Source organism: Stenotrophomonas sp. YJH_SMC_57 (genome assembly GCF_059369755.1).
Genome location: NZ_JCAFSZ010000007.1, coordinates 156,351 through 175,859 on the forward strand (window position 1 = coordinate 156,351; position 19,509 = coordinate 175,859).

Sequence of the window (19,509 nt, forward strand, 5' to 3'; positions counted from 1 at the left end):
GCCAACCAAGGTTGGCACCTACCGAAGCGGATGCATGGTTGGCACCTACCGAAGGGAATGCATGGTTTCGGGATCCGGCATCCGGCCGGACCCGCAGTGCCCGGTGTGTGCGCCGGTGGTGCCGTTCCCGGGGTATATCGATTACGCCGCGTTTTGTCGGGGTGGGTGAACCCGGCTGGGGGAGGCTTTGGTAGATGCCGACCTTGGTCGGCGCTCTCGTGCCAACCAAGGTTGGCACCTACCGAAGGGGGTGGAAGGTTGGCACCTACCGAAGCGGGTGCAAGGTTGGCACATGCCGAAGCGGGTGTGCGGTTTCGGGATGATGCTTGGGGTCAGTCCCCACATCGTTCCACCTCCAAGACAATCCGGCGCAACATGCGTGCTATTGCCGTCATCGGCATTGCTCTATTGTTGAACCCGATTCTGGATCTTGGGGAAAGCACCGCATGGCGGTAGAAGCAGCGACCAGCGAGCTGGTCAAGGTCGTGGCCCTGTTGGGCGCGGCGGTGGTGATGGTGCCTTTGTTCCGCCGGGCCGGCCTGGGCTCGGTGCTGGGCTACTTCGCCGCCGGCCTGGCGATCGGACCGTTCGGGCTGGGCTGGTTCTCCGACCCGCAGGCGATCCTGCATACCGCCGAGCTCGGCGTGGTGATGTTCCTGTTCGTGATCGGCCTGGAAATGCGGCCCTCGCACCTGTGGAGCCTGCGCAAGGAAATCTTCGGGCTGGGCACGCTGCAGATCGTCACCTGTGCGCTGGTGCTGACCAGCATCGCCAAGCTGTTCGGCTTCCCCTGGCAGGTGGCCTTCATCGGCGCCACCGGCTTCGTGCTCACCTCCACCGCGGTGGTCATGCAGCTGCTGGCCGAGCGCGGTGACATCGCGCTGCCGTCGGGGCAGAAGATCGTTTCGATCCTGTTGTTCGAAGACCTGCTGATCGTGCCGTTGCTGGCGCTGGTGGCATGGATGGCGCCGAGCGCCGGCAGCGCCGATGGCGAAGGCTCGCGCTGGCTGTCGGTAGCGATCGGCGTGGGTGCCATCGTCGGCCTGGTGCTGGTCGGCCGCTTCCTGCTCAATCCGCTGTTCCGGGTGCTGGCCGAATCGAAGGCACGCGAGGTGATGACCGCCGCCGCGCTGCTGGTGGTGCTGGGTGCGGCGCTGCTGATGCAGTTGTCCGGCCTGTCGATGGCGATGGGCGCGTTCCTGGCCGGCGTGCTGTTGAGCGAGTCGACCTTCCGCCACCAGATTGAGGCGGACATCGAACCGTTCCGCGGCATCCTGCTCGGCCTGTTCTTCCTCAGCGTGGGCATGGCGCTGGACCTGAGCGTGGTGGCCGCGCACTGGCAGCTGATCCTCGGCCTGGTGCTGGCGTTGATGGCGGCCAAGGCGCTGTGCATCTACGTGGTGGCGCGCATCATGGGCAGCGATCATGCGCAGGCGCTGGACCGTGGCGTGCTGATGGCGCAGGGCGGCGAGTTCGCGTTCGTGCTGTTCTCCGCCGCCGCATCGGCCGGCGTGATCGACCTGGACATCAATGCCAACTTCACCGCCGTGGTGGTGCTGTCGATGGCGCTGACCCCGCTGGTGGTGCTGGTCTACAAGCGCGTGGCGCCGAAGCCGACGGTGAACATGGATGGCGTGGACGAGGCCGATGGGCTGTCTGGCAGCGTGCTGCTGATCGGCTTCGGCCGCTTCGGCCAGGTCGCCAGCCAGTCGCTGCTGGCGCGCGACGTGGACGTGACCATCATCGACAACGATGTGGAGATGATCCAGAGCGCGGCGCGGTTCGGTTTCAAGATCTATTACGGCGATGGCACGCGACTGGACGTGCTGCATGCTTCGGGTGCCGCCACTGCGCGCGCGATTGCAGTGTGCGTGGACAAGGCCGAGGCGGCCGACCGCATCGTCGAACTGGTGGCGCATGAATTCCCGCAGGCCAAGCTGATGGTGCGTTCGTTCGACCGCGAACATTCGCTGCGGCTGATCCATGCAGGTGTCGATTTCCAGATCCGCGAGACGTTTGAGTCGGCGGTGCTGTTTGGCCAGGCAGCGCTGGTGGAACTGGGTGCGGATGAGGATGACGCGGTGGAGATTGCCGAGCAGATCCGCCGCCGCGACGCCGAGCGTTTCGAGCTGGAGATTGCCGGTGGCGGTCTGAATGCCGGCGCGCGGATGATCTACGGCAACAGCCCGCAGGGCGTACCGACGCCGACCCCGTTCACCGCACCGAAGCGCGCGAGCAAGACGCTGAACCCGCAGGACGTGCCGGAAGAGGAAGAATAGAGCCGGGTAGTGCCGGCCGCTGGCCGGCAATTACGGAAACGTTCCGACGTCATGAGATTGCCGGCCAGCGGCCGGCACTACCGGGGCGCGTGTCGACGCGTGGCGGTGGGCGAGGGGGCCTGAATCGGGGACAATAGCGTCCCCGCCGCCCCACGCCTGCTCCCGATGACCGATTCCGCCCCCCAGCATCCTGCCCGCATCCTCGATGGCCGCCGCATCGCCGAGGACCTGCTCGACAGCCTGAAGGTGCGCGTCGACGCCCGCGTGGCCGCCGGTGGCCGCCGCCCGGGCCTGGCCGTGGTGCTGGTGGGCGGCGACCCGGCTTCGACCGTGTACGTGCGCAACAAGCGCCGCGCGGCCGAGAAGGTCGGCATCGAAGCGCATGACTACGATCTGCCGGCCGGTACCACCGAAGCCGAGTTGCTCGACCTGATCGACCAGCTCAACGCCGACCCGAAGATCAACGGCATCCTGATCCAGCTGCCGCTGCCGGGCATCCCCGACGCGCGCCGGCTGATCCAGCGCATCGACCCGCGCAAGGACGTGGACGGCTTCCACCCGGAAAACGTCGGCCACCTGGCCCTGCGCGAGTTCGGCCTGCGCCCGTGCACCCCGCGCGGCATCACCACGCTGCTGGGCCACACCGACCAGCCGGTGCGCGGCCGCAACGCCACCATCGTGGGTGTGAGCAACCATGTCGGCCGGCCGATGGGCCTGGAGCTGCTGATTGCCGGCTGCACCGTGACCAGCTGCCACAAGTTCACCCCCAAGGACGTGCTGGAACAGGCCGTGCGCAACGCCGACATCCTGGTGGTGGCGGTGGGCCGCCCGGGCATCGTGCCGGGCGAGTGGGTGAAGCCGGGCGCGGTGGTGATCGACGTGGGCATCAACCGCCTGGATGACGGACGCCTGGTGGGCGACGTCGGGTTTGAAGCGGCCGCCCAGCGCGCCAGCTGGATCACCCCGGTGCCGGGTGGCGTGGGCCCGATGACCGTGGCCACGTTGATGCAGAACACCCTGGAAGCGGCCGAAGCGCTGAGCTGACCTTTTGGGGTGGTGCCGACCGTTGGTCGGCACAATGCGGACATGCGGATGACCCGCTCCTGGTAGGTGCCAACCTTGGTTGGCACACATACATCGGGGCCATCGGCCCATCTGGGGTCCAGTTGCCGGACGGGCCGTGCCAACCAAGGTTGGCACCCACCAAAGGCGGTATGCCACCGGCGGCCCGGATAGCCCCCTGAATGGATCGCCGCCCGCGCGACACTGCGTCGCATCTACCCCCTGCCACAGGGCGCGAAAACAGGGTAAAATGTCGCGCTTCCCCACATCTCGGGTATGCCGATGCTGCGCATCCAGGCTGAAGCACTCACTTACGACGACGTCTCGCTCGTCCCCGCCCATTCGACCATCCTGCCCAAGGACGTCAACCTCGAAACGCGGTTGACTCGCGACCTGAAGCTGAAGCTTCCGATCCTGTCCGCAGCCATGGATACCGTCACCGAAGCCCGCCTGGCCATCGCCATGGCCCAGCTCGGCGGCATGGGCATCATCCACAAGAATCTCAGCCTGGAACAGCAGGCCGCGGAAGTGGCCAAGGTCAAGAAGTTCGAGGCCGGTGTCATCCGCGACCCGATCACCGTCGGCCCGGAAACCACCATCCGCGACGTGCTGGCCCTGACCCAGGCGCACAACATCTCCGGCGTGCCGGTGGTGGGCAGCGACGGCCTGCTGGCCGGCATCGTGACCCACCGCGATATGCGCTTCGAAACCGAGCTGGACGATCCGGTCCGTCACATCATGACCAAGAAGGATCGCCTGATCACGGTCAAGGAAGGCGCCGCGTCTGACGAAGTGCTGCAGCTGCTGCACCGCAACCGCATCGAAAAGGTGCTGGTGGTCAATGATTCGTTCGAACTGCGTGGCCTGATCACCGTCAAGGACATCCAGAAGAACACCGACTTCCCGAACGCTGCCAAGGATCTGTCGACCCGCCTGCTGGTCGGCGCGGCCGTCGGCGTGGGTGGCGATACCGATCGCCGCGTGGAAGCGCTGGTCGCCGCCGGCGTGGACGTGATCGTGGTCGATACCGCGCACGGCCACTCGCAGGGCGTGCTGGACCGCGTCAGCTGGGTCAAGAAGAACTTCCCGAACGTGCAGGTCATCGGTGGCAACATCTGCACCGGCGAAGCCGCACTGGCGCTGCTGGACAGCGGCGCGGACGCAGTGAAGGTCGGCATCGGCCCGGGCTCGATCTGCACCACGCGCGTCGTCGCTGGCGTTGGCGTGCCGCAGGTCACCGCGATCGACCTGGTGGCCGAAGCGCTGCAGGACCGCATCCCGCTGATCGCCGACGGTGGCATCCGCTACTCGGGCGACATCGGCAAGGCGCTGGCCGCCGGTGCCTCGACCATCATGGTCGGCGGCCTGCTGGCCGGTACCGAAGAATCGCCGGGCGAGACCGAGCTGTACCAGGGCCGTTCGTACAAGAGCTACCGCGGCATGGGTTCGCTGGCTGCCATGGAGAAGGGGTCGAAGGACCGCTACTTCCAGGACGCCGCCACCGCCGACAAGCTGGTGCCGGAAGGCATCGAAGGCCGCGTGCCGTACCGCGGCCCGGTGGGCGGCATCATCCACCAGCTGATGGGCGGCCTGCGCGCCACCATGGGCTACGTGGGTTGCGCCACCATCGACGACATGCGCACCAAGCCCAAGTTCGTCAAGATCAGCGGCGCCGGCCAGCGTGAGAGCCACGTCCACGACGTGACGATCACCAAGGAACCGCCGAACTACCGCGCCTGACGCGGGCCGGGCAAAGAGGAACGAGGAAGCTGATTCCCGTTCCTCTTTTTCCATCTGCTGCTGCAAATCTGATTTCGTTTTCCCTACTGCATTGCCAGGGCGCCATGACCAACATCCATAACGACAAGATCCTGATCCTCGATTTCGGCGCGCAGTACACGCAGCTGATCGCCCGCCGCATCCGCGAGCTGGGCGTCTACTGCGAAATCTGGGCCTGGGACCACAACCCGGCCGAGATCGCCGCGTTTGGCGCCAAGGGCATCATCCTGTCCGGCGGCCCGGAATCGACCACGCTGCCGGGCGCCCCGGCCGCGCCGCAGGAAGTGTTCGACAGCGGCCTGCCGATCTTCGGCATCTGCTACGGCATGCAGACCCTGGCCGCGCAGCTGGGCGGTGCCACCGAAGCCGCTGATCAGCGCGAATTCGGCCACGCCGAAGTGAACGTGATCAACCCGGATGCACTGTTCAAGGGCCTGAGCGACCACGGCGGCGAGCCGAAGCTGAATGTCTGGATGAGCCACGGCGACCACGTCTCCGTTGCGCCGCCGGGCTTCACCATCACCGCCACCACCGACCGCATTCCGGTGGCCGCCATGGCCAACGAAGAAAAGCGCTGGTACGGCGTGCAGTTCCACCCGGAAGTGACCCACACCCTGCAGGGCCAGGCGCTGCTGCGCCGCTTCGTGGTGGACGTGTGCGGCTGCCAGACCCTGTGGACCGCCGCCAACATCATCGACGACCAGATCGCCCGCGTGCGCGAACAGGTGGGCGATGACGAAGTGATCCTGGGCCTGTCCGGCGGCGTCGATTCGTCCGTGGTGGCCGCGCTGCTGCACAAGGCCATCGGCGAGAAGCTGACCTGCGTGTTCGTGGATACCGGCCTGCTGCGCTGGCAGGAAGGCGACCAGGTGATGGCGATGTTCGCCGAGCACATGGGCGTGAAGGTGGTGCGCGTGAATGCCGCCGACCGTTACTTCGCCGCGCTGGAAGGCGTGAGCGACCCGGAAGCCAAGCGCAAGATCATCGGCAACCTGTTCGTTGAGATCTTCGACGAAGAGTCGAACAAACTGAAGAACGCCAAGTGGCTGGCGCAGGGCACCATCTACCCGGACGTGATCGAGTCGGCCGGCAGCAAGACCGGCAAGGCGCATGTGATCAAGAGCCACCACAACGTGGGCGGCCTGCCGGAGCACATGAAGCTGGGCCTGGTGGAGCCGCTGCGCGAGCTGTTCAAGGACGAAGTGCGCCGCCTGGGCGTTGAGCTCGGCCTGCCGCGCACCATGGTCTACCGCCATCCGTTCCCGGGCCCGGGCCTGGGCGTGCGCATTCTGGGTGAAGTGAAGCGCGAATACGCCGAGCTGCTGGCCAAGGCCGATGCCATCTTCATTGATGAGCTGCGCAAGGCGGATCTGTACGACAAGACCAGCCAGGCGTTTGCTGTGTTCCTGCCGGTGAAGTCGGTGGGCGTGGTGGGCGATGCGCGGGCGTATGAGTGGGTGATTGCGCTGCGGGCTGTCGAGACGATCGACTTCATGACCGCGCATTGGGCGCATCTGCCGTATGAGTTCCTGGGTACGGTGAGCAACAGGATCATCAATGAGTTGCGGGGGGTGTCGCGGGTTGTCTATGACATCTCGGGGAAGCCGCCGGCGACCATTGAGTGGGAATGAGTTGAAAGAACGAGGGCGCCGAGAGGCGCCCTTGTTGTTTGTGGGGGCGCAGAGCAGATTCAGTCCGCACCAATCGTTCAAATCAGATAGCAATTCGAATCACATGTAACGAAGCAGAGGGTTTTCCCGTCTAGAGTGCATGTTGCTTAGGATGATAGGTCTGATACAGGACGCTGGCTATCGATGGCCATAAAAGGGAGCGAGAGGAACTGGCAGGCCTTTTCTCACTTTGTAGCTCGCCGATTAATAGTTCCAGTTGTTCAGTACTTTCGCTCAGTCCAGTACTTACATCTGGATTGGGTGAAGACATGTGGGCTGTGGCAAATTTGGATCAGGTCTCTCCATGCTCGGTTGTTGCGGGTCACTCTTCCTCAGGCCCTGCTGTGCCACCAAGAACAGGTCGCTGCTCCGAGAGTAAGGGCAAAAGTTCGCCATTCGCTTGTTCTGCAAGATGCGGCAATATGGCAACGCTCGCGTTAAAGCTGTAGCCTAGCTTGAACGAAGATGTGTAGTTTCAAAGCCACTGCGGTGGCAGCCAAATGCACAACTAACTAATTCACTTAGAGAAGCAGGCTACATCAATGCTGACGCATCTCCGCATAAAGAACTTCAAGGCATGGAAGGACACTGGCGCAATTCGTCTGGCGCCGCTGACAGTGATCTTCGGTGCAAATAGCGCTGGAAAAAGCAGCCTGGGACATTTGTTGCTCGGCTTGAAGCAGACCGCGCTGCTAACGGATCGTCGTCGGGCCTTGCATCTGGGTGATGCGAACTCGCTGATTGACTTGGGCACGTTTGCTGACTGTCTACACGGCCATGATCTGAAGGCAAAGCTTGAGTTTGCGCTGGGCTGGCGCTTGCCGCAACCCGGAGAATTCCGTGACCCACTTCACCCCAGGAAGCCATATGTAGGTAACCGGATCCAGTTGGAGTCTGTCCTGCGGGCCGACAGCCGGGGCCTGCCGGAGCTAGAACGCTTTCGCTACGAGTTACAGGATCAGCAAGGGGATCGGCAACTCTTTGTAGAGCATGGCTTACGAGAGGGGGGCAAGGCATACCTCGATGTCGAACCGATGAGGTTGCTTCAGAAGCAAGGGCGCAAGTGGCCGATTGAGCCGCCGGAGAAATTCTACCGGTTCTCGGATGTGACCTTGGCCCGATATCAGAACGCGGATTCCTTGAGCGAGTTCGCTTTGGAAACCGAGCGCCTTCTCGCCGGATTGACCTATCTTGGGCCGCTACGCGAGCATCCTAAGCGTACTTATTCGTGGGCTGGCGACAGTGTTCCTGACGTTGGTGCAAGGGGCGAGTTTGCCATCGCGGCCCTTCTCGCGGCTGCCCAGGACAAGCGAATGCTTAATCGGGGCTATCGCAAAAAGAGGGAGCGATTCGACGAGTTCATTGCCAGTTGGTTGCGCGACTTAGGTGTAATTCATAGCTTCACGGTAAAGCCCGTGGGTAGCGGAAGGAAGGAGTATGAGGTCCTGGTGCGTGCCAACGAAAGTGCACCAGAGGTGAAGTTGACGGATGTGGGCTTTGGGGTCTCACAAGTACTCCCGGCACTGGTTCAGGCCTTCTACGCCCCGGCAAACTCCACAGTGTGGATGGAGCAGCCTGAGATTCATTTGCATCCTCAGGTACAGGCAGAGCTTGCCGACGCGTTCATCAGCGCTGTCCAGGCCTATGAAGGCGGGCAGCCGCGTAACGTTCAGCTCATTGTCGAAAGCCATTCCGAGCACTTCTTGATGCGGCTGCAACGACGAATTGCAGAAGAAGTAATTCGTCCGGATGAAGTTGCAGTTTACTTCGCTAATCGAGGCGACAAGTCTCTTGATCTGGAGTCATTGCGTCTGGATAGCTACGGCGATATCGAGAACTGGCCTGACAATTTCTTTGGCGATGAGATGGCGGAGATTGCCGCGAGGACGCAGGCGGCGATGAGTCGGCGAATTAGGGAGCGCAAAGCCAATGGCGGTTGAGGTCGTGGTGGACACCAACGTTCTGCTGGTGGCGGAAGGAAAACACCCTGATGTGAGTGAAGAGTGCGTCTTGGCGTGCGTAAGCCGGCTGCAGAAGATCATGCAGGCTGAGATCGTGGTGGTAGATGACGGATATCGCGTCCTTGGCGAGTATCAGAATAAGCTCAATTCACGCGTGGGAAAGGGCGTAGGTACTGTGTTTCTCAAGTGGCTTTTGCAGCGACAGGCGAATGTCAATCATGTCGTCCAGGTTAATGTGACCGAGTATGAAAAAGATCGATACGTCGAGTTTCCTGCGCCTGAGCTTGAGGCGAATTTCGATCCCCCAGATCGCCGATTTCCAGCCATATCAAATGCTCATCCGGCAAAACCTGAGATTCTACAGGCAGCGGATTGCAAGTGGCTTCGCTGGTGGCCCGAGTTGCAAGAGGCCGGTATCTGCGTTCGCTTCCTGTGTCCCGACGATATTTGTGGCTTTTATCGAAGGAAGTTTCCTACTGAGAACGTCCCGGCTTTGCCAAAATGAATGATCTCTTCCGCTTCCCTCATACGCCTCACATTGCATGGCTGGGAAAGGGCAGTCCGCGCGATGACAAAGTGTTGGCGACGGATGAAGTCGCTGAGCTGCTATCAGGCCCGGTGGTGGTAGAAGAAAAGCTCGACGGTGCCAACCTCGGCTTCTCCAGAGCCGATGGGGGGGCGCTGCGCGCGCAGAACCGCGGGCAGTACTTGATTGAGCCGCACGTCGGCCAGTTCCAGCGCCTGCCGGAGTGGATGGCTTTGCACGGGAGTGATCTATTGGACGCGCTTGGCGAATCCTTGATTGCCTTCGGCGAATGGTGTGCTGCCCGTCATTCTCTAGACTATCCGATGCTACCGGATTGGTGGCTATTGTTTGATGTATATGATCGCCGCCGGCAGCAATTCTGGAGTACGCGCCGTCGGAACGAATTGGCATCCAAACTGGGGCTTGCGGCTGTGCCGCGCTTGGCGACTGGACTGCAGACGCTGGCGAATCTGCGCGACGGCGTGGGGCGGTGGAAAAGCCGTTATCGTGACGGAGCCTTGGAAGGTGTGGTAGTGCGCCGAGAAGACGAAAACTGGCTCCAGGCTAGGGGTAAGCTGGTTCGCGCGGGCTTCACTCAAGAGATCGGTAGCCATTGGCGAACCCGCAAGTTGGAGTGGAACCGTTTGGGATGGGGGGATTCAGGGGCGGATGGATCAGGGACGACTGTGCAGTCGAACGATTTAACCTAATGCATTTTCTATAATCTGTTTCGCTATCCTGCCTGTGCAGCCGAAGTCCGCTGGCTTCAGTGCTGCCTTAGTTTGTATTGTCTGTTTTGGGTTCTTGCTCGCTGATGGATGAATGGAGGATCTTTAATGAATAATGGAGTTGTTCAGCGGTTGGTGGATTGCAAGAACGTCGAAGCTATGAAAGGTCTGATGCCGAAGATTCGGCCTGAAATTGCCGGGAAAAGAAAAATTGTCTCAGCCGACATTGATGAATTCTTAGGCTTGATTCGTCGTCGTGATCGCAAGAAGATGCAGGCGTTTGGGTTTTACTTGGCGCTGATTGACGCAAATGAGCTAATTAGTAGGGTTCGGCGCTGTGGGGCTTTTCGGGCTTCCCGATATGACTTCAAAGATGTAGGGCTATCTCAGCTGATCGTTGGGCTCATCGATCTGCATTCATCCCTCGAGATTACGCCGGTACAGCTGTGTTACCTTGAGTCCGTGAGGAATCTTCATGTGCTTTCATCGCATGCGCGAAAGCTCCGTGATGCCACGATCACTCGTCTGAAAAGTCGAAGAGGAATGGCGTTAAAGTCTCATATTTCTCGATTGAATCAGCTTTTCCTTAATTATAGGGAGCCTGATAACAGGTTGGGCAGCGAAAGTCTCGACAGTTATAGCGTGGAGGCGATTGCTGAGGCTGTTTCAAGGTTGTTTGAGATTCATAAAGAGGAGCTGGGGCTAACGGCTGCGGATGTCTCGCTAACGGACGTGTGCGCGAGAGATCGCTTGAATGCTGCCTATGAGCGTGAACTGCTTGATGTTCTGCATATTGAAGAACTCATGAAGGCCGAAATCCTCATTGATGGCTTGCCGTATCGAGCGGATATTGATGGCGGCAATATCATTGTTCGATCGATTGATCCATGCTTTGAAATGGCTACTCGGTTTGGGTATATCCAGACAGCTGCCCAAATTCAAGTTAGACAAAGAAGCATGCTTGAGCTGTGGGGGGAGTTGGGTCCTCCGCCAGAACTAAAGGATGTTATCGCATCGAATGGGAAGTTGTTCTCCCATCTTGCAAAGGTTATTCGCAAGCCTGTGCCTCGTGTCGTAATGTTCCTTCCGACTCAGATCGAAGGTTTCTTTGATTTTCTGGCCAGGGATGCGCTGTATCAAGAAGAATGGCTGATGCTCATGCAGCTTGATGTTGAGAAATATGGGGATTCCGAAGATCCAGTATTTTCAATAATTGACAACATAAGCTCAACGGACATATTCAAGGTGATGAGGGTTTTCTCGTTCTTCAATCATCTTGTTGATCTGGCGATTGCCGCTGAGCCCGAGGAGAGACGGGCTGCAATTGCGCAATCCTCTTCCGCGCCCTTGATGAAGAGGGTTGATCTCATATCCTATGTCTCATTGGCGGTTGGCGTTGACAAGGCTGAGAAAATTGTTGATTTGCTGACTGCACGTCCTGGAGATTCGTATTTTGATCTTCAGTACAAGCCATTCGTGCTTATTGATGGACTTTACTTTGTTTCGCCTGTGATAGTTGCGAAAAGCAACATTGCAAGAAGTATTGTTAGGGCTAACTCGCTTGAATCGCCGATTTCTAGTGGTAACGACGAGATGCAGAACGCAGTGGCATGTGCATTTCGATCTGCGGGCTTTGCTGTTGGCGTTGAGGTTGAAAGTTCAAAACAAAAGAACATGCCGGAGTTTGACATTGTTGCATTTCGCGACGGTGTTCTTTATGTCCTGGAGTGCAAGAGTAGCTATCACCCTGTTAATTCTCACGAATTGCGAAACAGTTACTATCACATTGAAACCGCTGGGAGGCAGTTAAGTAAGCGATTGGCTTGGGCGTCAGATCGCGGGAATATTGAGAAGCTTTGGAGTGTGCTGGGGTGGGGCTTTGATCCCAATGTTGAGGTGCGTACGGTAGTGGTTATGGCGAATCGGGTGCTTTCGGGTATTGAGGTGGGAGGTCATCCGGTTAGGCAAGCGCATGAGTTGATCAATGTTCTGCTTAATGGGACCATGGAGGCGCCTGGTGTCAAGCTCAAGTTCTGGAAGGGTGATGCTTTTTCTAATGCGGACCTTAATTCTTATCTTGGCCGTGATGGACTAATTAGAGACCAATTCTCGGCAATGATGCCTGTAGCCTACAGTACACACTTTGGCGATCGTTCATTGGTTGTGGAGAGCTACGCACTATCGCCTGAAGATTTGCATTCAACATACAAGTCCCGCTACTGCAACTTACTATGTGCGCCTTTGGGGGGAGTGGAGTGCCCTAAGACTGATGGCTGATTATGTGTTGTCTCGCGTCGGTGGTGCTTTGCGCAATTTCGCATGTGGTCGAAGAAAACGTTCTTGCTCGAACCATTGGTATTGGAGAGGTGCTCATTTGTAGAGGAATGAAAGGGAGCTGTTTAGGTTTGGCATGAGAGGGTGCGATGAAATTCAAGAAGAGTCGCTGGTTTTTAGGGGCGTCTTGCTACGCTCTTGGTGTAACGGACTGCCGGTTAAGTTCGCCGTTGGTAGTGGAAGGTTATCCAGTCGGCAATTGCCCGTGCAGCGTGCAATTGTGTCTCGGAACAAAGCCGGTACACGCAATGCTCCTTTGACATCCTGAACTCTCACGCCACCATGTCGTTTTACTGAGGGCAGCGCGGTGCCATGAACCTGTCTCGGGTCATAGTTGCATATCAGTCGCGTGTGGTCGCAGCTTGTGAATTTCAATCTATTGTCAGATTGCAGCGGGAAGGGCGAGTGCATTCGCCCCGGCGCGCGGCACGTGCGCAGTAGTGGATGATTAGAGCCTGCTTGAGTGCGACGGATGCGGTGGTTCGTTGCACGTTCACCAATCAAGCAGATCATTCAGGCCTAACCTCCCGACAAGCCCACTCAACCAACCCCCTACAAGCCAGAAACAACCCATCCACAACCCCCTCATCCAGATGCCGCTCCGGCTCCGCTGCCACCCGGCAGCGGTCTGCCGCGTGCAGCACCTCCAGCACGGTCAGCGCCCCCACCATCGCGCGTTCGCTCTTCGCCAGGCTCACACGGCGGCCGGGTGACACATCGTTCTCCGGCCAGGGCAGTCCATCGGCTCCCTCACCTGCGCGAATGCGCGTAAGGATGCCGAGCAGGGAGTTCAAGTCGGGCAGGGGCGTGTCGTCGTTGATGGGCTCAACAACGGTGTACGAGGAAAAGGTGTCGGACTTTTTCATGGCGTCGGCTTCCGTGGCTGTACTTAACAGCGCCACCGTGAAGAAGGTGGCGGACGATGCGTGGCTGCAAACCGGGACGAAGCAACGAATGACCGGTGGGTCCGAAGACCCCCACGCACCGCCCGCCATACAGGCCGACGGATTGCCCGCCGGCACCGCTTGGGGACGGTGCCGACGGGCAAGCGTAAACAACAGTCGTTGCTCATCGCGGGTTTGCAGACCCGGAGCCACCCGTTGTCGGTGGCGCGCCATGGTGTTTACGCGGTCGCTCCGAATACCAATTGAAATTCGCGAAGAGATCGCAGAATTCGAGAGCGGAAATCTATTGTGGCACGCACTATTCGTGCCGTACGCCTCACGAACAGACGCATCCGCGCACACGCGTTGCTGATCACGAATAAGATCGTCGCAATCGCCCGTGCCTTCAGGGGATAGCGAGACAGCCGCCTTTACAACAATTCGTATTCCGAACCGGGCCGCAGCACCGCGCGATCAGTCAGACAGGCCGAAAAGCGGTCCAAAGCCGACACCGCGGAAAGACGGCAGAAACTCAATCCACGCCGTCCTCAACCAACGCCGCATTCCCCACCAGCAACTCAATCATCGCCCGCGCCGCGGCCGACTGCCGCCGATGCGGTGCATAGATCACCGAGAACGGGCGCGATCTCCCACGCAACTGCGGCAGCACTTCCACCAGCTGTCCGCGCTGCAACCGTTCGCGCACGATGAACGCATAGCTCTGGCAGATGCCGATGCCCTGTTCGGCCAGCGACACCACGCCCAGAACATCGTCGGAGGTCTCGATGGACGAACGCGGCAGCCAGTCCACGTCACGCCCGCCGTCGCGGAAGATCCAGGGCGCCAGCCGCCCGGTGCGCGGCATCACGAAGGGCAGGCACAGGTGCTGCTGCAGATCGTCCAGCGTCTGCGGCGTGCCGCGGCGCTGCAGGTACTCCGGCGAAGCCACCAGCACCAAGGGCGCATCCTCCAGCTTCCGCGCCACCAGCCCGCTGTCCGGCAGCTGGCCCAGGCGGATGGCCAGGTCGAAGCCTTCGGCCACCAGGTCCACGTTGCGGTTGGTGATGTTCAGTTCCACCTGCACCTGTGGGTACTGCTGCGCAAAGCGCGCCAGCACGGGCGGCAGCCGGTAGTGGCCATAGGTGGTGGGCACGCTCAGGCGCACGCGGCCGGCCAGCGCACCGTCCTGGGCCAGTACGTCGCGCTCGGCGTCGTGCAGCAGGCCGAAGGCGGTGCGTACCTGTTCCAGATAGAGCCGCCCGGCGTCGGTCAGGCCCACGCGGCGGGTGGTTCGTTGCAGCAGCTGCCGGCCAAGCCGCGCTTCCAGGCGGGTGACCGCGCGGCTCAGCACCGAGGGCGTGGTGGACAGCGCCACCGCGCCGGCCGTGAACGAGCCGTGCTCGACCACCGCCAGGAACACCTCCACATCGCCCAGGTAGTCGAACTTGCGGCTCATTTGGCTCTCCGGGGAACAGATGTTTTGCGATGTGGCCAATTTATCGCCGCTGGGGCGATGAATAAAGTGGCGGCCATTCCCCGATAGGAGCTCCCCCATGAACCTGATGACCCGACTGGCCGCAGCGCTGGCCCTGACCTTGGCCGCCACCGGCGCGCAGGCCGCCAACGTGCTGGTGGTGCTGTCCGACGAAAACCACCTGGACCTGAAGGACGGCAAGGTGCTGTCCACCGGCTTCTATCTCAACGAGCTGATGCAGCCGGTCAAGCTGCTGCTGGACGCGGGCCATGAAGTGACCTTCGCCACGCCGCAGGGGCGGGCGCCGACCGTGGATGCGTCCTCGGTGACGCCGGCGTACTTCGGCAACGATGCCGCGCAGCTGACGCTGCACAAGGAACTGCTGGAGAAACTGGCGCTGACCTCGCCGACGGCCTCGCCGGTGGTCAGCCTGGCGCGCATCGAGCAGCAGGGTTACGCCCATTTCGATGCGGTCTACATTCCCGGTGGCCACGCGCCGATGCAGGATCTGCTGAAGAGCCCGGCGCTGGGCCGGTTGCTGGCCGACTTCCACCAGCGCAACAAGACCACCGCGCTGGTCTGCCACGGGCCGATCGCGCTGCTGTCCACGCTGCCGGATGCGGGTGGTTTCGTGGCGAAGCTGGAAGCGGGTGCGACGCCGGCTACGCCGAAGTGGATCTACAGCGGCTACCAGATGACGGTGATCAGCAACCAGGAAGAAGAGCAGGCCAAGCCGCTGCTGGGTGGCGGTGAGATGAAGTTCTACCCGCAGACCGCGTTGCAGCGGGCGGGTGCGACGTTCAGCAGCAATGCCGCGCCGTGGACCGGGCATGTGGTGGTGGACCGCGAGCTGATTACCGGGCAGAACCCGGCTTCGGCGCTGGAGGTGGGGCAACGGCTGGTGGAGCGGTTGAAGTAGGCCTGAGGGTTCAGCGGGCTGGTCGTACTTGGGAATCCCGCGCGCAACGCGCGGGTCATGCCTCGGACAACCTGTCACATGGAGGCGCTTAGGCCTCCATCTCAATTGCCTGCTCAACGGCGGCCGCATGCTGCAGCCGGGCCCTGAAGTAGGCGGCCACCTGCGGATCTGTGGCGTAGACGTAGCAGCCCTTCATTCCTCGGGTCATCAAGGTGCGGTAGGTGTTCTTGATGATGGTGTCCGCGAGCTCGGCGGCTTGGGCGGGATGGGACTTTGACAGCTTCACGAATCCCTTCATGGTCTTGTCGTGCCGGTCCCGCGCACGAGGGACGGTCTTCAGAGCGCCGTCTTCCATGACCATGTCCGGCCCGATGATCACGCCGATGTAGTCGACTTCCAGGCCCTGACAGGTGTGGATGCAGCCCACCTGGTCGATTGAATCAGGAGAGATGATCCAGAGGCTCCCATCGTCGTTGAGGTTCCATTGCCGGCGATAGCTGCCGATGACAATGTCCATCTCTTTGCTGTTCTTCTTGCTGTTCCAAGGCCAGCAGTAGCCAGCCACAACGCGCGCGCGGTTGCCGCCGTTCCTGGCCTCGATGGCGGTATGCAGCGCGGACGGGTCATCGAACACCTGGAAATCGTAGCTGCCCTCATCCAGCGTGGTGTTCGCGGTTGGGCGGATCTGCAGCACGTCATCCAACCAGGCGAGATAGCCATCGGAGCCAGCACAGCGGAACTGCGAGGACAGGACATATTCCTCCACCGTCGCTCCACGGGCGATTGCAAAGTCCCGAATGGCCTCCTTGGTGCCGACATCCTTGAGCGTGACACGCTGGTCTTCATCAATGAAGAACACGCTGCACAGAGCGGCGTTGATCAGCTCCTGGATCTGGTGCGTGCCGAGGTTGCCGTAGAACCCGCTCTTCTCGGTAAGACGGTGTGCTTCATCCACAACCAATACGTCGTAAGCGTTCTGCGCCGATTCGGTGAAGGAGCCCGACCCGCCGAAAAGGTGGACCAGATGGGCGTTCTCGGGTTTCTGGATGAGTGTGTTGCTGTACACGGCACGAGGTGCGGCATTCTTGGAGATGTACTTGACGGTCAACCCATCGCGAAGCGCCGCGAGAAGATTCACCGCGACGATTGATTTCCCGGTGCCCGGCCCGCCCTCAACGATGACAACACGCGGCTTGACGCTGGCGTGCGCTTGGGCGCACGCGGCCTTGGCGGCTTCAAATACCTGCTTCTGCTCATCCAGCAGCGCAAATGCACTGTTCCCCCTTAGCAGCCGATGCACATCATCAGCGAGCGCCTTGGAGGGACGGATGCGGCCATTCTCCAGTTCGGCAAGCACGGGCGCGCCGTCGCCGTTGCACGTGTGCTGCCTGATGAAGCTACGCAGCCTTTCAAGATCGCCGGTGCTCTTCAGGAAGAGCGGCGCACGCTCGATGTAGGGCTGATAGTGGGGCGAGTCGATCACACCGTCCGGCACATAGTTGTGCAGGTAGGCGCAGGGATGTAGTTGTAGCTTTCCTTCATGCACCGCTTCGTTGAAGCCTTCCAGGAAGGCGGCATATGACCATGCCTGATAACTTGGGTGGACGAGTGACTGCCCTTCACGAAGCTCAACGATGGCATCGCGCTTGGTCGGCTTGATGGCAGACCACTGTTTGAGCTCAACGATGATGACGTGGGGCGAGCCGTCCTCGGCGTGGCCGGTCAGGACGACATCGATGCGCTTCTTCGACTGGGGAAGGACGAACTCCACCGCCACGCCGATGTCGTTGGGAATGGAAGGGTGAGTAAGCGCACGCGCGACGTATCGAAGCGATTCGCGCCAGGATCGAACTTCGGACTCACTGACGTCACCCCTCGTTGCCGCCTTGAAGCTGGCACGGATGACCTCCTCGATTTCCTCGTCGTTGCATTGGCGAAGGAAGGACTCTTTGTCGGCCTGATAGACGATCATGGCTGCGCCAGCTTGTTGTACTTGGTGCTGACACCCCTTGAGAGGTCGACCGGGTACTTGGCGGCATTCGTGGCGAGCTTGCTGCTGACGGCTTCGTTCAGGTCGATGCCGAGTACGTCCGACAGCCGGATGAGGTACAGCGCCACGTCGGCGATTTCCTCACGCACGGCGCTGGCGGTGGATTCCGAAGCTGCCGCCTTGAAGGAGTCGGCCTCGGTCATCCACTGGAAAATCTCGTTCAGCTCTCCAACTTCGCCGGAGAGCGCCATGACAAGGTTCTTGGGGGAGTGGAACTGCGCCCAGTCACGCGCTTCGGCGAATTCCCTGAGCGCTTGGGCAGCGCCCCGAACCTCGACAAGAGGGTGTTCCATGGCATGGCCTTATACGACAGTATTTGGCCAATTCTACCCATGCCAGCGGGGCGTAAGCGACATTTTCCCCTTGATGCGTCGGGAAGCAGCGAGGGCGCCGATGGGCGCCCTCATTGGTGATGCGATCAGACCATAGATGCCCGCCGAGGTATCAACCCTGGCACCTTGGCTTACCACCATCAACGCAACTGGCCTGCCAGTGTTGCCAGGCTTTGGTGTCGATGCCGGCTTTCAGTGCGATGGCCTCCAGCTCCTTCCAGTTCGTGGGCGAAGGCGCGGCCAGCAGCCCGCGCATGAAGGCCTGCATTTTCGTTTCGCCCACCTGTTTCTCCAGCGAGAGCAACAGCAAGGGCGCATAGACGTAGCGATACATCTCGCCCAGATCGGAATTGCCGTCGATGGCATCGAATGCGGGCAGCGGCGTGTCCTGCGTGTCGATGGCCGATTGCATTCGCGCAATATAGCGATCAGCCGCGGCATCGCCACTGATCTCACGCAGCGCCTTGATCGACAGGAACTCGGCGCTGGACTCCAGCAGCACCCAGAAGTACGGTCCCTGCGGACGGTTGAGCGTGCCGAAGTAGTAGTGGCCCATTTCGTGTGCGATGTACTGCACGCGGCGGTCGGCCTGCTCGCCACCGGCCAGCAGTGAATCGGCCACATTGCCGATGCTGCCGCTCATGGCGATGGTCGGCCAGGTGGCAAAGCCCCATTCGCTGCCTTCGCGGTCGCGCTCGATCTGGTTAAGCGTGACCATGCGCAGGAAAGTGGGGCGGTCGGCCAGCGGCACGCCCATGTAGCGGTTGTGCACGTCGGCTACGTTCTGCACCGTGCTGGATAGTGCCTGGACCTTGGCCGCGGGCAGGGTCTCATTGAGGATCGTGACCTGCGCGGTGCGGGTGATCGGGCCGTTGCCGCCGAACAGCAGGATCGGCCGCGCGTTGTCGCTGCGGAAGCGGCCCTGCGCGCCTTCGATGGCGGGGCTGCCATTGAGATACAGGAAGCGGCAGCCGGCGCAGTCCACCTGCAGGTCGTAGCGGCTCTGGCTGCTGCGCACGCGCGCCTTGGGGTCGAACGCCTGCGGCAGCCACGCGGACTGCTCGGTGAACCGCGCGCTGTCGCCGTTGAAGGCCATCATGCCTTTGAAGTCGCCCAGGGCATCGTGCTTCGGGTACAGCGGGAACGCGCCCACGTACTGCACGCAGAGCTTGGCGGCGGGTTCGGCCAGAGTGTAGACGCGTGCTTCGCCATCCACGCCCGGGTCGTACCAGCCATCGAACCCTACTGGCGTGCCCTCGCCATCGGTGACCCGTGCGACATTCAGGCCGGCGTTGAGCACGAAGTGGGATTGGGCATTGGCAGGGGAATTGGACAGGCAGACATCGCCTTCCACACGGCCGCTGGCTATATCCACCCGCACGCTGCCGGTGGTGAGCGGCGTCGTTGGCTGGGCGGGCAACGCGGCCTGGCTGATGGCGGGGGTGAACAGTGCGGCGACAACGGCGGGCAGCAGGGCCTTGCAGGGGTTCATCGGGCCATCCATGGGTGGA

Annotated in this window: 14 protein-coding genes; 9 read left to right on the forward strand and 5 right to left on the reverse strand. The window is 61.0% G+C overall.

Annotation, left to right across the window (positions count from 1 at the left end):
- The first annotated feature begins 446 nt into the window (after window positions 1–446).
- The 8 genes from AC5P7U_RS11385 (at window position 447) to AC5P7U_RS11420 (ending at window position 12,282) form a co-directional block, all read left to right on the forward strand.
- Window positions 447–2,279: a monovalent cation:proton antiporter-2 (CPA2) family protein gene (locus AC5P7U_RS11385; protein WP_053449528.1), complete on the forward strand. Its 1,833-nt coding sequence runs from the start codon at window positions 447–449 to the stop codon at window positions 2,277–2,279.
- Between the two features lie 165 nt (window positions 2,280–2,444).
- Window positions 2,445–3,323 (forward strand): bifunctional methylenetetrahydrofolate dehydrogenase/methenyltetrahydrofolate cyclohydrolase FolD, encoded by an 879-nt coding sequence (folD, locus tag AC5P7U_RS11390; RefSeq protein ID WP_495221131.1) that lies wholly within the window; start codon window positions 2,445–2,447, stop codon window positions 3,321–3,323.
- A gap of 300 nt (window positions 3,324–3,623) precedes the next feature.
- Window positions 3,624–5,081 carry an IMP dehydrogenase gene (guaB, locus tag AC5P7U_RS11395; RefSeq protein ID WP_006435286.1) on the forward strand — a complete coding sequence of 486 codons (1,458 nt, stop codon included), beginning with the start codon at window positions 3,624–3,626 and terminating at the stop codon, window positions 5,079–5,081.
- 104 nt (window positions 5,082–5,185) lie between these two features.
- Window positions 5,186–6,751, forward strand: a complete 1,566-nt coding sequence (gene guaA, locus AC5P7U_RS11400; protein WP_005413109.1) for a glutamine-hydrolyzing GMP synthase — start codon at window positions 5,186–5,188, stop codon at window positions 6,749–6,751.
- A gap of 581 nt (window positions 6,752–7,332) precedes the next feature.
- Window positions 7,333–8,730 carry an AAA family ATPase gene (locus AC5P7U_RS11405; RefSeq protein WP_197562931.1) on the forward strand — a complete coding sequence of 466 codons (1,398 nt, stop codon included), beginning with the start codon at window positions 7,333–7,335 and terminating at the stop codon, window positions 8,728–8,730.
- A complete protein-coding gene (locus AC5P7U_RS11410) occupies window positions 8,720–9,256 on the forward strand; it encodes a hypothetical protein (RefSeq protein WP_197562933.1) in 537 nt (178 codons plus the stop codon). Before AC5P7U_RS11405 ends, AC5P7U_RS11410 begins: the two co-directional genes overlap by 11 nt.
- A complete protein-coding gene (locus AC5P7U_RS11415) occupies window positions 9,253–9,987 on the forward strand; it encodes an RNA ligase family protein (RefSeq protein WP_197562935.1) in 735 nt (244 codons plus the stop codon). The genes AC5P7U_RS11410 and AC5P7U_RS11415 overlap by 4 nt, the downstream gene beginning before the upstream one ends.
- A 126-nt stretch (window positions 9,988–10,113) precedes the next feature.
- Window positions 10,114–12,282, forward strand: a complete 2,169-nt coding sequence (locus tag AC5P7U_RS11420) for a hypothetical protein (protein WP_197562937.1) — start codon at window positions 10,114–10,116, stop codon at window positions 12,280–12,282.
- A gap of 566 nt (window positions 12,283–12,848) precedes the next feature.
- On the opposite strand, the gene AC5P7U_RS11425 is transcribed toward AC5P7U_RS11420, so the two are convergent.
- Both AC5P7U_RS11425 and AC5P7U_RS11430 read right to left on the reverse strand, forming a co-directional pair.
- Window positions 12,849–13,205: a hypothetical protein gene (locus tag AC5P7U_RS11425; RefSeq protein ID WP_008266254.1), complete on the reverse strand. Its 357-nt coding sequence runs from the start codon at window positions 13,203–13,205 to the stop codon at window positions 12,849–12,851.
- A 550-nt stretch (window positions 13,206–13,755) separates the two neighbouring features.
- A complete protein-coding gene (locus AC5P7U_RS11430; protein WP_197562939.1) occupies window positions 13,756–14,679 on the reverse strand; it encodes a LysR family transcriptional regulator in 924 nt (307 codons plus the stop codon).
- A gap of 97 nt (window positions 14,680–14,776) precedes the next feature.
- On the opposite strand from AC5P7U_RS11430, the gene AC5P7U_RS11435 reads away from it, so the two are divergent.
- On the forward strand, window positions 14,777–15,616 hold the full coding sequence (locus tag AC5P7U_RS11435) for a type 1 glutamine amidotransferase domain-containing protein (protein ID WP_197562941.1): 840 nt from the start codon (window positions 14,777–14,779) through the stop codon (window positions 15,614–15,616).
- An 88-nt stretch (window positions 15,617–15,704) separates the two neighbouring features.
- Here AC5P7U_RS11435 and AC5P7U_RS11440 read toward each other — a convergent pair whose 3' ends face one another.
- The 3 genes from AC5P7U_RS11440 to AC5P7U_RS11450 all read right to left on the reverse strand — a co-directional run bounded on the left by AC5P7U_RS11440 (window position 15,705) and on the right by AC5P7U_RS11450 (window position 19,490).
- A complete protein-coding gene (locus AC5P7U_RS11440; protein ID WP_197562943.1) occupies window positions 15,705–17,588 on the reverse strand; it encodes a DNA/RNA helicase domain-containing protein in 1,884 nt (627 codons plus the stop codon).
- Entirely contained in the window at window positions 17,585–17,959 is a 375-nt protein-coding gene (locus tag AC5P7U_RS11445) for a nucleotide pyrophosphohydrolase (protein ID WP_197562945.1), read from the reverse strand. The genes AC5P7U_RS11440 and AC5P7U_RS11445 overlap by 4 nt, the downstream gene beginning before the upstream one ends.
- Window positions 17,960–18,110: 151 nt before the next feature.
- Entirely contained in the window at window positions 18,111–19,490 is a 1,380-nt protein-coding gene (locus tag AC5P7U_RS11450) for a M1 aminopeptidase family protein (RefSeq protein WP_495221132.1), read from the reverse strand.
- Window positions 19,491–19,509: the final 19 nt, after the last annotated feature.